Genomic DNA, 13,289 nt, shown 5'->3' on the forward strand with positions numbered 1-13,289 from the left:
GGCGCCAGGGTTCACTCCGTGGACTACCGCCAGGGTTCGCTGACGGTCCGCAGGGTCATGGCGGTGGAGACGGCGGCGGTGACCGCTTCGTGCCCCTTGTCCTCGTTCGACCCTTCGAGGCCGGCGCGGTCCAGCGCCTGCTCGTCGTTGTCGCAGGTCAGTACGCCGAAGCCGACGGGGACTCCGGTGTCGATCGACACCTGCACCAGGCCCTGGGTGACGCCCTGGCAGACGTAGTCGAAGTGCGGGGTGCCGCCGCGGATGACCACGCCGAGGGCGACGATGGCATCGTAGCCGCGGCCCGCGAGCACCTTGGCGACGACCGGGAGCTCGAAGCTGCCGGGGACGCGCAGCAGGGTGGGCTCGTCGATGCCCAGTTCGTGCAGGGCCCGCAGGGCGCCGTCGACCAGTCCGTCCATGACCTTCTCGTGCCACTGGGCCGCGATCACGGCGACTCGGAGGTCTCCGCAGTTCTTCACGCTCAGTTCGGGTGCGCCCTTGCCGCTCACAGCTCTGCTCCTCGGTGGTTCGTGGATGTACGTACGGGTGGTGGTGCGTTCTTACTGGTTGCCGCAGGTGGACACGGGCACTGCCGCGTCCAGCCAGGGCAGGTCGTGACCCATCCGGTCCCGCTTGGTGCGCAGGTACCGCAGGTTGTGCTCGCCCGCCTCCACCGGCATGGACTCCCGGTCGGTGACCGTGATGCCGTGCCGGACGAGGGCGTCGGCCTTGTCGGGGTTGTTCGTCAGCAGGCGGACGCTGTGGACGCCGAGGTCGGCGAGGATCTGCGCGCCGGAGCCGTAGTCGCGGGCGTCGGCGGGCAGGCCGAGCTCCAGGTTGGCGTCGAGGGTGTCGCGGCCGCGCTCCTGGAGCTCGTACGCGCGCAGCTTGGACAGCAGTCCGATGCCGCGGCCCTCGTGGCCCCGCAGGTAGACGACGATCCCGCGGCCCTCGGCCTGGATCCGTTGCATGGAGGCGTGCAGCTGCGGGCCGCAGTCGCAGCGCTGGGAGGAGAAGATGTCGCCGGTCAGGCACTCGGAGTGCATGCGGACCAGGACGTCCTCGCCGTCTCTGATCGCGCCGTGGACGAGGGCGACGTGCTCGACCCCGTCGACGGTGGAGCGGTAGCCGTAGGCGGTGAACTCGCCGAAGGAGGTCGGCAGGCTGACCTCGGCCTCGCGGCGCACGGTCGGCTCGGCGGAGCGGCGGTAGGCGATCAGGTCCTCGATGGAGATGATCGTCAGGCCGTGCTTGCGGGCGAAGGGGATCAGCTCGGGCAGGCGCAGCATGACGCCGTCCTCGCCGGCGATCTCCACGATGGCGCCGGCCGGGCGCAGCCCCGCGAGGCGGGCGAGGTCGACGGCGGCCTCGGTGTGGCCGTTGCGGACCAGGACACCGCCGGGCTTGGCGCGCAGCGGGAAGACGTGGCCGGGGCGGACGAAGTCGCCGGGGCCGGAGACGCCGTCGGCGAGGAGCCGCAGGGTGGTGGCGCGGTCGGCGGCCGAGATGCCGGTGGTGACGCCGTGGGCGGCGCTCGCGTCGACGGAGACGGTGAAGGCGGTCTTCATCGACTCGGTGTTGTTCTGGACCATCTGCGGGAGTTCGAGGCGCTCCAGCTCGTCGCCCTCCATGGGGGCGCAGATCAGGCCGCGGCACTCGCTCATCATGAAGGCGATGATCTCGGGGGTGGCCTTCTCGGCGGCGATGACGAGGTCGCCCTCGTTCTCGCGGTCCTCGTCGTCGACGACGACGACCGGGCGGCCCGCCGCGATGTCGCGGATGGCCTGCTCGACGGGGTCGAGGCGGAAGGTCTCTTCGGGGATGTCGGGCACGGGCTTGAGGCTGGTCATGCCGTTGCTCCTTCCAGGGCCGGGGCGGGGGCGGTACGAGAGCGGAGCCACCAGTCGCGCATGCCCCACAGGACGAGCGCGCCGTAGATGACGTAGACGAAGCCGGAGAAGGCGTATCCGTTGGCGAAGTTCAGGGGCACGCCGACCAGGTCGACGAGGAGCCAGGCGAACCAGAACTCGACCATGCCGCGGGACTGGGCGTACATCGCGACGACGGTGCCGACGAAGATGTACGCGTCGGGCCAGGGGTCCCAGGACAGTGCCGGGTAGGCGGTGAAGAGCAGGGCGACGGCGACGGTGCCGACGGCAGCGGCGCCGACGAGGACGCCGCGCTCGCGCCAGGTGGCGAAGCGGACGGCGATCGTGCCGTCCTGCGCCTGCTGCCGGCCCCGGCTCCACTGCATCCAGCCCCAGGCGGCGACGAGCATGACCACGACCTGCTTGCCGGCGCTGCCGGACAGGTGACCGGCGGCGAAGGCGACGAAGAGGATGACGCCCGAGAGGAACTGGGCGGGCCAGGTCCATATGGAGCGCCGCCAGCCGAGGGCGAGGGCGATCAGACCGATCGTGTTGCCGATCATGTCGGACCACTTGATGTGCTGGTCGAAGGCGGTGAAGGCCTCGGAGTTCAGCCAGTCCACGGCGTTCACAGACCCGCCTCCTGGTCCTTGTCCTTGCCGAGCAGGCGCTCGACGTACTTCGCCAGGACGTCGACCTCGAGGTTGACCGGGTCACCGGGCTGCTTGATGCCCAGGGTGGTCAGCGCGAGGGTGGTGGGGATGAGGCTGATGGTGAACCAGTCGGCGGCGGCCTCGACCACGGTGAGGCTGACGCCGTCGACCGTGATGGAGCCCTTCTCGACGACGTAGCGCGAGAGGTTCGCCGGGAGGGCGACCTTGACGATCTCCCAGTGCTCCGAGGGCGTCCGGGAGAGGATCTCGCCGGTGCCGTCCACGTGCCCCTGGACCAGGTGGCCGCCGAGCCGTCCGCCGAGTGCCATCGGGCGCTCCAGGTTGACCCGGGAGCCCTTGGTCAGGGCGCCGAGGCTGGAGCGGTTGAGGGTCTCCTGCATGACGTCGGCGGTGAACTCGCCGTCGCCCGTCTCCACGACCGTCAGGCAGACGCCGTTGACGGCGATGGAGTCGCCGTGCTTGGCGTCCTCGGTGACGACGGGGCCGCGCAGGCGGAAGCGGGAGGCTTCCTGGAGCTCCTCGACGGCGACGACCTCGCCCAGTTCTTCGACGATTCCGGTGAACACTTCAGTGCTCCTTGGGGGCAGTGGGGGCGGCGGGGACGACTTCGGGTTCTGCGGTGATGCGGATGTCGGTGCCGATGCGGGCGGTGTCCGTGATCCGGAGCCGCAGCGCGTCGGTGATCGTGGTGATGCCGGCTTCGCCGAGGGCGGCGGGGCCGGCGCCGAGGAGGACCGGGGCGAGGTAGCCGACGACCTTGTCGACGGCCCCGGCGGCGACGAAGGCGCCGGCCAGGGTCGGGCCGCCTTCGAGGAGGACGGAGCGGACGCCGCGCCCGTACAGCTCGCCGAGCAGGGCGTCCACGGAGATCCCGTGCTCGTCGTACGGGAGCCTGGCCAGCTCCACCCCGGCGAGGTGGCCGGCCTCGGCGTCTTCGGCGACGGCGACGAGGGTGGGGCCGGCCCCGTCCAGGACGCGGGCGGTGGGCCGGATCGTGGCGTGGGTGTCCAGGACGACGCGCAGGGGCTGGACGGCGCCCTCGACTCCCCGGACGGCGAGGTGCGGGTCGTCGGCGCGCAGGGTGCCGGAGCCGACGACCACGGCGTCGGCCTCGGCGCGCAGCCGGTGTACGTCGGCGCGGGACTCGGCCGAGCTGATCCACCGGCTGGTGCCGTCGGCGGCGGCGATGCGGCCGTCGAGCGTGGCTGCGTACTTCCACAGGACGTACGGGCGGCCCAGGCGCACGGAGGTCAGCCAGGCGGCGTTGCCCGCCTCCGCTTCCTCGGCGAGCAGCCCGGACTCTGTGGCGACCCCGGCGGCGCGCAGGGTGGCGCCACCACCGCTGGCCTGCGGGTTCGGGTCGGAGACGGCGTAGACCACACGGGTGATCCCGGCGTCGACGAGCGCTTGGGCACAGGGGCCCGTGCGGCCGGTGTGGTTGCAGGGTTCGAGGGTGACGTAGGCGGTGCCGCCGCGGGCGGCCTCGCCCGCCTCGCGCAGGGCGTGGACCTCGGCGTGGGGTCCGCCGGCCCGCTGGTGCCAGCCTTCGCCCACGATCGTGCCCGCGGCGTCCGTGATGACGCAGCCGACGACGGGGTTGGGGCTGGTGGAGCCGAGGCCGCGGGACGCGAGCTCGACGGCTCGGCGCATGGCACGGGTGCCCGTGTCGGGTGCTTCGTGCGCGGCGTGTGTCGCCACCGGGTCCTCCTGCCACATCGGGCACGGACTCCGGGGCCTGTCGGGATACGACAGATGGAGCGGAACAGCTCACACGGGGACGCCGAGGCCGGAAAAACGGTCCGCTCGGGCACATCCACAGGGATGCGCCGACGAACCGCCGACGGCGGCGTACCGGAAACTGGCCCGCCGCGCACTGCCTCCCATCCGGACTTTAACCGTCGGTCCAGGAATCTCACCTGGTCAACCGGCCGCTGGCTGCGGACGGGTCGCGGACTATAACCGCCGGTTCGGAATTACACCGACCCCGGAGTGCGCTGCTTACTGGTACTGCAGCCCAGTCTGCCACGGGTGATCGGCGGCCATGCGGGTGATGCGGTGTGGCCTGGGTCACACGGAGAGTGATCTGGATCTCACTCCGACCATACCTCCACACCCCCCTGAGCCGCCCTCCGCCACGCGTCCGCTCCCACTCCGGCGCGACGAACGGACCGGATCCGGCATGACGCACGGACCGGATCCGGCACGGCGGACGAACCGGACCCGAGGTTGGTCCAGACCTATTGACGGTTTGGTCTAGTCCTCTTAACGTTCCCCTCAACTTCACCCGGGAACAGCCCGTCAGATGTGCGCACGTCACGGGCCAACACGCAGTACCCGCATGCCTGTTGTGTCCTGCCATCCTCCCCTCCCCAGGAGGCACCATGCTGTCCCCCACACGTACGAGAGCGATGCTCCTGGCATCCGGCGCCGCAATCGCCGGACTGCTGGTCGCGGGCCTCTCGACGGGCGTCTCGCACGCCGCCGACAACGAGAGCTGTCGCCCCGACGGGCTGTACAAGACCGCCGGGGTCGACGTCCCGTACTGCTCGGTCTACGACTCCGAAGGCCGCGAGAAGATGGGCGCCGACCACCAGCGCCGCGTCATCGGATACTTCACCGGTTGGCGCACCGGCAAGGACGGCACCCCCGCCTACCTCGCCAACAACATCCCGTGGTCCAAGGTCACCCACCTGAACTACGCCTTCGCCCACGTCGGCGCCGACAACAAGATCTCGGTCGGCACGGACAACGCGAACAACGCCGCCACCGGCATGACCTGGCCGGGCGTCGCGGGCGCCGAGATGGACCCGGCCCTCCCGTACAAGGGCCACTTCAACCAGCTGACGAAATTCAAGAAGCAGTACCCGAACGTCAAGACGCTGATCTCCGTCGGCGGCTGGGCGGAGACCGGCGGCTACTTCGGCGACGACGGCAACCGGGTCGCCTCGGGCGGCTTCTACTCGATGGCCACCAACGCCGACGGCTCGGTCAACCAGGCCGGCATCGACACCTTCGCGGACTCCTCCGTCGAGTTCATCCGCAAGTACGGGTTCAACGGCGTCGACATCGACTACGAGTACCCGACCACGATGAAGGACTCCGGCAACCCGCTGGACTGGCAGCTCTCCAACGCCCGCCGCGCCGGCCTGGTCCAGGGCTACGCGGCCCTGATGAAGTCGCTGCGCGAGAAGCTCGACCGCGCGGGCGCCGCCGACGGCAAGCACTACCTGCTCTCCGTCGCCGCCCCCTCCTCCGGCTACCTGCTGCGGGGCATGGAGACGTTCCAGATGCAGAAGTACCTGGACTACGTCAACATCATGTCCTACGACCTGCACGGCGCCTGGAACGAGTTCGTCGGCCCGAACGCCTCGCTCTTCGACGACGGCAAGGACGGCGAACTCGCCGCCGCGAGCGTCTACTCCACCTCCCAGTACGGCGGCGTCGGCTACCTCAACACCGACTGGGCCTACCACTACTTCCGCGGCTCGATGCCGGGGGGCCGCATCAACATCGGCCTGCCGTACTACACCCGCGGCTTCAAGAACGTGCAGGGCGGCACGGACGGTCTGTGGGGCAAGGCCCCCGCGACCACCTGCCCGGCCGGCGCGGGCCTGACCAAGTGCGGTGACGGCGCGGTCGGCATCGACAACCTGTGGCACGACAAGGACACCAACGGGGCCGAGTCCCCGGCGGGCTCCAACCCGATGTGGCACGCCAAGAACCTGGAGAAGGGCGTCGTCGGCGACTACGTCACCAAGTACGGCTTCCCCGCGAACACCACGCTGACCGGCACCTACGCCCGCAAGTACGACTCCACCCTGGTGGCGCCGTGGCTGTGGAACAGCCAGAAGAAGGTGTTCCTCTCCACCGAGGACGAGCAGTCGGTGGCCGCCAAGGCCGACTACGTGGTGAACAAGGGCATCGGCGGCACGATGGTCTGGGAGCTCGCGGGCGACTACGCGTACAACTCGGCCAAGGGCCAGTACGAGATGGGCGACACGCTCACCTCCCTGATGTACGACAAGTTCAAGGCCGCCTCCCCGTACGGGGCGAAGAAGGCGGGCGCCACGCTGCCCACCCAGGCCGTGGACATCAAGACGGAGTTCACCGAGTTCAAGCTGGGCGACTCCAACTACCCGATCACCCCGAAGCTCAAGATCACCAACAACACGAACGCCACGCTGCCCGGCGGCACCGAGTTCCAGTTCGACTACGGCACCTCGGCCCCGAACAACGCCTCGGACCAGTCCGGCTTCGGCACGACGGTGATCAGCAGCGGCCACACCGGCAACAACGTCGGCGGCCTCAAGGGCGACTTCCAGCGGGTCTCCCTGAAGCTCCCGGCCTGGCAGACGCTGGCCCCGGGCGCCTCGGTCGACCTGGCGTTCAACTACTACCTGCCGGTGTCCACGCCCTCCAACTGGACGGTGAACATCTCCGGCACCACCTACGCCCTCGCCGGCGACCTGGCCCGCGGCACGACGGTGGTCCAGCCGGGCGGCGGCTCGACGCCCCCGACCACGCCTCCGACGACCCCGCCGACCACTCCTCCCACCACCCCGCCGACGACTCCTCCGACGACTCCGCCGACGGGCGGTACGTGCGCCAACCCGGCGTACGTCGCGGGCACCGTCTACAACAGCGGCAACGTCGTCTCCCACAAGGGCCACAACTGGAAGGCCCAGTGGTGGACCCAGAACGAGGAGCCCGGTACCACGGGCGAATGGGGCGTCTGGAAGGACCAGGGCGCCTGCTGACTCCCTGGCTCGCCGACACCCTGACACCCCGTAGATCGTGAGGACCCGGTGGCCCGGCGGCCACCGGGTCCTCGCTCGTTAGGCTGGCCGGATGCCCACCCATGTCACCGCGTCGGTCGCGGACTTCGAGGAACACCGCCCCCGGATGTTCGGCATCGCCTACCGCATGCTCGGTTCCGCCACCGAGGCCGAGGACATCGTGCAGGACGCCTACCTGCGCTGGACCGCGGCCGACCGCGGGGACGTCGAGCACCCGGGTGCCTGGCTCGCCAAGGCCGTCACGAACCTGTGCCTCAACGCCCTCACCTCGGCGCGCGCCCGGCGCGAGGAGTACGTCGGCCCCTGGCTCCCGGAGCCGGTGCTCACCGGGGGCGGGGCGCTCGGCCCCCTGGAGTCGGCGGAGCAGCGGGACAGCGTGTCCATGGCCGTGCTGGTGCTGCTGGAGCAGCTCACGCCGGTGGAGCGGGCCGTGTACGTCCTGCGCGAGGCCTTCGCGTACTCCCACCGGGAGATCGCCGGGCTGCTGGACCTCTCCGAGGCGAACTGCCGGCAGCTCTACCGCCGGGCGGCGACCCGGGTCGCCGCGCCGAAGCCGCGCTTCGAGCCGGACCCCGCGCGGTGGCAGAGCCTGGTGGAGACCTTCCTGGAGGCCGCGCGCGGCGGGGACGTGACCCGACTGGAGACCATGCTGACCGCGGACGCGAAGTACGTCGGGGACGGCGGCGGAGTGGTCAGCGCGGCCCTGCGGCCGATCCTGGGCCGCGACAAGGTGGCCCGCTTCGCGGTGGGCATCATGGCGAAGTACGGGGACGACCTCACGATCCGCTTCGCGGAGGTCAACGGATCACCCACGCTGCTCTTCGGCGATCTGGGAATCTTCCAGGTGGAGATCGAAGACGGCCTGGTCAGCGGCCTGCGCACGGTGACGAACCCGGAGAAGCTCGAATTCCTCCACCGGCAGCTGTCACATTCCTGAGCCCTGTCCGGTCCAAGCTGGGCAATGGACGTTCCAGCGAAGGGCAGTCCCCCATGAGCACCAAGCACCCCACGCACAACACGCACAACACGAACACCGTCCTCGTCACCGGAGGCACCGGAACCCTCGGCAAGCCGCTCGTCGCCCGGCTCCGGGAGGCGGGCCACGAGGTCCGCGTCCTGAGCCGGAGCTCGGCCGACTTCCCCGTCGACCTGCGCACCGGCGACGGCCTCGACGCGGCGATGGCGGGCGTGGAGGTGGTGGTGCACTGCGCGAGCTCGCCGGGGGGAGGGGACGACGTGGCCGCCGGCCACCTGATCGAGGCCGCACGCCGGGCGGGGACCGTGCGGAACCTCGTGTACATCTCCATCGTCGGTGTGGACGTGGTCCCCCTCGGCTACTACAAGACGAAACTGAAGGTGGAGCGGATGCTGGAGGCGTCCGGGCTGGGCGTGACGATCCTGCGCACGACCCAGTTCCACGACCTGGTGGCGCAGGTCGTGGACACCGCGTCCAAGCTTCCGGCCGTCCCGGTGCCGGTGCCGAGCGGGGTACGGGTCCAGCCGATCGCGGTCGAGGAGGTAGCGGCCCGCCTGGCGGACCTGGCGGTCCCGACCCCCGGCGGCCGGGTCCCGGACATGGGCGGCCCGGAGATCCACACCCTGCCCGACCTGGCCCGCACCTACCTCGCGGCGACGCACCGCCGACGCCGCGTCCTCCCCGTGCCGCTGGCGGGAAAGACGTACGCGGCCTTCAAGCGCGGCGGCAACCTGGCCCCGTCCCACGCGGTGGGCCACACCACGTTCGCCGAATACGCGGCGGGGCGGGGGCGGTAGGCGGGGATGGGGTGGGGTGGGGTGGGGTGGGGTACGGGGTCACGCGCTTGCGGGCCCACCACCCCCTCGGCCCCCACCCCGGAACGGTGGCTGCCCACCCGCCCCTCACGGGGGTGGGGGCGGGTGGGAGCAGCCCAGCACGGGGCACCGGGCGAGGTCGGTGCCCCGGCCGACAGGACGAGCCCCCCCCTCACCCCCCGAACAGCACCTCCTGCGCCGCCTCCCTGGCCGCCAGTTGGGCGCCCGCCAGGACCGCCGGGTCGCCCAGGGTTGTGGCTCGGACTTCCGTGGGGACCGGGGTCAGGGTGGCCAGGCGGTGGGACACTCGGGCTGCCAGGGGCGGGCCGCCGGCGCGGCCGAGTTCGCCGGCCAGGACCACGCAGCCCGGGTCCAGCAGTGCCGCGGCGGCTGCCGCGCCCAGGGCCAGGCGTTCCGCGTAGGCGTCGAGGAAGGCTTCGCCCGCGGCGCCCGCCACCGCCTGCTCGACCGGGCCCTCGAAGCCGTGTTCGCGCGCCAGTGCCTCGACGGCGTCCCGGCCGACCAAGGCGTGGAAGCCGCCCGCGCAGCCCGTGGCCGACGGCAGGCCGCCGGTGCCCGGGACCGGGAGGAAGCCGATCTCCCCGGCCCCGCCCGAGGCGCCCCGGCGGAGCCGGCCGTCCAGGACGACCGCGGCGCCCACGCCCGCGCCGAGCCACAGCAGGACGAAGGAGTCCAGGTCGCGGGCCGCGCCCTGGCTCTGCTCGGCGAGGGCGGCCAGGTTGGTCTCGTTCTCGACCAGCACCACGGCCGGCAGGCTCCGCTGGAGGGCCGCGACCAGTTCCCGGTGCCAGGCCGGCAGGCCCGAGGTGTCGCGGAGTTCGCCCGTCGCGGGGGCGACCAGGCCGGGGGCGCCGATCACGACGGTGTGCAGCTCCTCGGCCCCGGCCTCGCGGGCCGTGCGCAGCAGGGCCGCGACCGCGTCCTCGGGGGCGCCCACGGGCAGGGCGGCCCGGGCGATCGGGGTGCCGAGCAGGTCGGTGACGACGGCGGTGACGCTGTCGGTCCGTACGTCCAGGGCGGCCAGGTAGGCGCGGTGGGCGACGATCCCGTACAGCTTCGCGTTGGGGCCGCGCCGCTGTTCGCCGGACTCCCCCACGACCTCGATGAGGCCGGCCCCGGTGAGGCGGTCGACGAGGTCGGCGACCGAGGGGCGGGAGAGCCCGGTCATGGTCTTGAGCTGGGTGGCCGTCAGCGGCCCGGAGTCCTGCAGGAGTTGCAGCGCGAGGCGGTCGTTGATGGCCCGCGCCGTGCTGGGCGAGGCGGGCACGGGCGACCGGGTCGCGGCGATGGCAGAAGTCACGGCCCCCATCCTAGGCAATCGGGAGAGATATCTATCAGGCAGGGTTCCTGATAGTTTAACGCCCATGACCGGGGAACCAGACCTCAGCCCGGCGCGCCTGCGCCATGCCCGCTTCGCGATCGCCGCCGTCTTCTGCACGCACGGCGCCGTGACCGGCTCCTTCGCCACCCGCATCCCCTGGATCCAGGAGCACGCCCAGCTGAGCGCCGGCACCCTGGGGCTGGCCCTGGCCTTCCCAGCCGTGGGCGCGGCGCTGGCGATGCCCCTGGCCGGGCGGGTCAACCACCGGTTCGGCGCGCGTACCGCGCTGCGCGGGCTGCTGGCGATGTGGACCCTGGCGCTCATCCTGCCGAGCCTCGCCCCGAACCTGTTGACGCTGTGCCTCGCGCTCTTCTTCTACGGGGTCGCGGCCGGCATGTCGGACGTGGCGATGAACGCGCTGGGCGTGGAGACCGAGAACCGGCTGGGCCGCTCGATCATGTCCTCGCTGCACGGGATGTGGAGCGTGGGCGCCCTGATCGGTTCCGCCGCCGGCACGCTCGCCGCGCACGCAGGCGCCGACGCGCGGCTTCACCACCTGGTCGCGGCGCTCGCGCTGACCGCGGGCGGCTTGGTCGCCGTACGGGGCGTCCTGGACCTGAGGGCCGAACCGGACGGGGACGCGCCGCCGCATTTCGCGCTGCCTCCGAAGTCCGCGCTGCTCATCGGCGCCATCGGCTTCTGCGCGGTGTTCGCGGAGGGGGCGAGTCTGGACTGGTCGGCCGTATACCTCCAGGACACCTTGAACACGGACGCCGGGCTCGCGGCGGCCTCCACCACGGCCTTCACGTTGACCATGGCCGTCGCCCGGCTCGTCGGGGACCGGGTGGTCGACCGGTTCGGTCCGGTGCGCACGGTCCGCGCGGGTGGTGTCGTGGCCACGGCGGGCGGGCTGTTGGTGGTCCTCGCCCAGCACCCCGCGGCGGCCCTGGCCGGTTTCGGGATGATCGGGCTCGGCATCGCGGTGGTGGTCCCGCTCGCGTTCGCGGCCGCGGGGCGCAGCGGGCCGGCCCCCGCGCAGGCCATCGCGGGCGTGGCGACGATCACGTACACCTCGGGCCTGATCGCGCCGTCGGCGATCGGCGCGGTGGCCGACGCGACCTCGCTGGTGTGGTCCTTCGGGCTGGTCACCGTACTGGCCTTCGCGCTGATCGCCGGGGCCGCGGTACTGCGCCAGAGGTCTACGGTGGGGCACTCTGGGGCCACACCCGCCGAGAAGGCCCCCGGGCCCAATCGGGACGAACCAGCCCGTATACAGCCGTAACATATCGATCAACCGGCCGCAGCGGCACCCCTCGCGCTGCGGCCTCGATGTGTGACCGGCGTCGGGCGCGACCTCCGGCCGGCCGGAGAAGTGGAGTGGAACATGGGCCTCGGCGTGCGCTGGACCCTGCACGGTGACGGGCGGACGCCCGCCCCCGGCGCGGTGGTACGGCCGGACGAGCGGCTGTCGTGGCCGCGGACCGCCGGGCTCGGCGCCCAGCACGTCGTGGCGATGTTCGGCGCGAGTTTCGTCGCCCCGGTCCTGATGGGGCTGGATCCGAACCTGGCCATCATGATGTCCGGCATCGCGACGATGATCTTCCTCCTCGCGACCCGCGGCCGGGTCCCCTCCTACCTGGGCTGCTCGCTCTCGTTCGTGGGCGTGGCGGCGGCGATCCGGGCGGGCGGCGGGGACAGCGCGGTGGTCACCGGCGCCGTCTTCGTCGTCGGCGCGGCGCTGTTCCTGGCGGGTCTCGCCGTGCACCGCTTCGGCGCCCACATCATCCACGCCACGATGCCGCCGGTGGTGACGGGCGCGGTCGTGATGCTGATCGGCTTCAACCTGGCGCCCGTGACGGCCTCGACGTACTGGCCGCAGGACCAGTGGACCGCGCTGCTGACCATGCTGTTCACCGGCCTGGCGGTGGTGTGCCTGCGCGGCTTCTGGTCGCGCATCGCGATCTTCCTCGGGCTGCTCTTCGGCTACGGGCTCTCCTGGGTCCTGGACCGGATCTTCGGGCAGATCCACTCCACGACGGGCGGGGCCGAGGCCGTGGACCACTGGCGCCTGGACCTCTCCGGGGTCTCGAAGGCCGACTGGATCGGGCTGCCGTCCTTCCACGCCCCGGTCTTCGAGTGGTCGGCGATCCTGATCGCGCTGCCCGTGGTGATCGCGCTGATCGCCGAGAACGCCGGGCACATCAAGGCCGTCGCCGAGATGACCGGCGACCGGCTGGACGACAAGCTCGGCACCGCCATCGCGGCCGACGGCGCGGCGTCGATGCTGTCCACGGGGGTCGGCGGCCCGCCGAACACCACGTACTCCGAGAACATCGGCGTGATGGCGGCCACCCGGGTCTACTCCACGGCGGCGTACTGGGCGGCGGCGTTCTTCGCGCTGCTCTTCGGGCTGTGCCCCAAGTTCGGGGCGATCGTGGCCGCGATCCCGGGCGGCGTCCTCGGCGGCATCACCGTCATCCTGTACGGCATGATCGGCCTGCTCGGCGCGCAGATCTGGATCAACGGCCGGGTGGACCTGCGCAATCCGCTGAACCTGGTGCCGGCCGCGGCGGGCATCATCATCGGCATCGGCGGAGTGAAGCTGCAGATCACCGACAGCTTCGAGCTCGGCGGCATCGCGCTGGGCACCATCGTGGTGATCACGGGCTACCACACGCTGCGGTACTTCGCCCCGGCGCACATGAAGGTCGAGGAGCCCCTGCTGGACGAGGGCACCTCGACGTACGACGAGGACCCGACCGACGGCGACGACAAGCGGAGTTGACGCCTCTTCGCCCGAACCGGGGAAGCGCACGGC

The 13,289-nt window shown here is 71.7% G+C and carries 11 protein-coding genes and 1 riboswitch; of the genes, 5 read left to right on the top strand and 6 right to left on the bottom strand.

Features of this window, described 5'->3' with window-relative positions:
- Positions 1–23: 23 nt before the first annotated feature.
- From ribH to ribD, 5 genes are read right to left on the bottom strand one after another with little or no spacing between them, the layout of a single operon-like run.
- Positions 24–509 carry a 6,7-dimethyl-8-ribityllumazine synthase gene (ribH, locus tag ACFYYJ_RS19845; protein WP_007262951.1) on the bottom strand — a complete coding sequence of 162 codons (486 nt, stop codon included), beginning with the start codon at positions 507–509 and terminating at the stop codon, positions 24–26.
- Between the two features lie 51 nt (positions 510–560).
- Positions 561–1,850 carry a bifunctional 3,4-dihydroxy-2-butanone-4-phosphate synthase/GTP cyclohydrolase II gene (locus ACFYYJ_RS19850; RefSeq protein ID WP_385364064.1) on the bottom strand — a complete coding sequence of 430 codons (1,290 nt, stop codon included), beginning with the start codon at positions 1,848–1,850 and terminating at the stop codon, positions 561–563.
- Positions 1,847–2,491, bottom strand: coding sequence for a nicotinamide riboside transporter PnuC (locus ACFYYJ_RS19855; protein ID WP_385128792.1), 645 nt, complete (start codon positions 2,489–2,491; stop codon positions 1,847–1,849). Before ACFYYJ_RS19855 ends, ACFYYJ_RS19850 begins: the two co-directional genes overlap by 4 nt.
- Positions 2,492–2,496: 5 nt before the next feature.
- Positions 2,497–3,108 (bottom strand): riboflavin synthase, encoded by a 612-nt coding sequence (locus tag ACFYYJ_RS19860; protein ID WP_385364063.1) that lies wholly within the window; start codon positions 3,106–3,108, stop codon positions 2,497–2,499.
- Between the two features lies 1 nt (position 3,109).
- Positions 3,110–4,192 (bottom strand): bifunctional diaminohydroxyphosphoribosylaminopyrimidine deaminase/5-amino-6-(5-phosphoribosylamino)uracil reductase RibD, encoded by a 1,083-nt coding sequence (ribD, locus tag ACFYYJ_RS19865; RefSeq protein WP_385128791.1) that lies wholly within the window; start codon positions 4,190–4,192, stop codon positions 3,110–3,112.
- Between the two features lie 216 nt (positions 4,193–4,408).
- Positions 4,409–4,539, bottom strand: a riboswitch (FMN riboswitch).
- A gap of 384 nt (positions 4,540–4,923) precedes the next feature.
- Between ribD and ACFYYJ_RS19870 the strand changes: the two genes are divergently transcribed.
- From ACFYYJ_RS19870 to ACFYYJ_RS19880, 3 genes are all read left to right on the top strand, one after another.
- Positions 4,924–7,299: a chitinase C-terminal domain-containing protein gene (locus ACFYYJ_RS19870; RefSeq protein ID WP_385364062.1), complete on the top strand. Its 2,376-nt coding sequence runs from the start codon at positions 4,924–4,926 to the stop codon at positions 7,297–7,299.
- A 91-nt stretch (positions 7,300–7,390) separates the two neighbouring features.
- Complete coding sequence (locus ACFYYJ_RS19875) at positions 7,391–8,275, top strand: RNA polymerase sigma-70 factor (RefSeq protein WP_385364061.1); 885 nt, start codon at positions 7,391–7,393, stop codon at positions 8,273–8,275.
- Positions 8,276–8,328: 53 nt separating this feature from the next.
- On the top strand, positions 8,329–9,111 hold the full coding sequence (locus tag ACFYYJ_RS19880; protein WP_389134098.1) for an SDR family oxidoreductase: 783 nt from the start codon (positions 8,329–8,331) through the stop codon (positions 9,109–9,111).
- A gap of 190 nt (positions 9,112–9,301) precedes the next feature.
- Here the strand turns inward: ACFYYJ_RS19880 and ACFYYJ_RS19885 are convergent, their stop codons facing one another.
- A complete protein-coding gene (locus ACFYYJ_RS19885; protein ID WP_389134420.1) occupies positions 9,302–10,417 on the bottom strand; it encodes an ROK family transcriptional regulator in 1,116 nt (371 codons plus the stop codon).
- A gap of 97 nt (positions 10,418–10,514) precedes the next feature.
- Between ACFYYJ_RS19885 and ACFYYJ_RS19890 the strand changes: the two genes are divergently transcribed.
- Both ACFYYJ_RS19890 and ACFYYJ_RS19895 read left to right on the top strand, forming a co-directional pair.
- On the top strand, positions 10,515–11,753 hold the full coding sequence (locus ACFYYJ_RS19890; RefSeq protein WP_389134100.1) for an MFS transporter: 1,239 nt from the start codon (positions 10,515–10,517) through the stop codon (positions 11,751–11,753).
- A 102-nt stretch (positions 11,754–11,855) separates the two neighbouring features.
- Entirely contained in the window at positions 11,856–13,256 is a 1,401-nt protein-coding gene (locus ACFYYJ_RS19895) for a uracil-xanthine permease family protein (RefSeq protein WP_385128765.1), read from the top strand.
- Positions 13,257–13,289: the final 33 nt, after the last annotated feature.

The sequence above is a fragment of the Streptomyces sp. NPDC002467 genome (assembly GCF_042889825.1).
GTDB lineage: Bacteria > Actinomycetota > Actinomycetes > Streptomycetales > Streptomycetaceae > Streptomyces.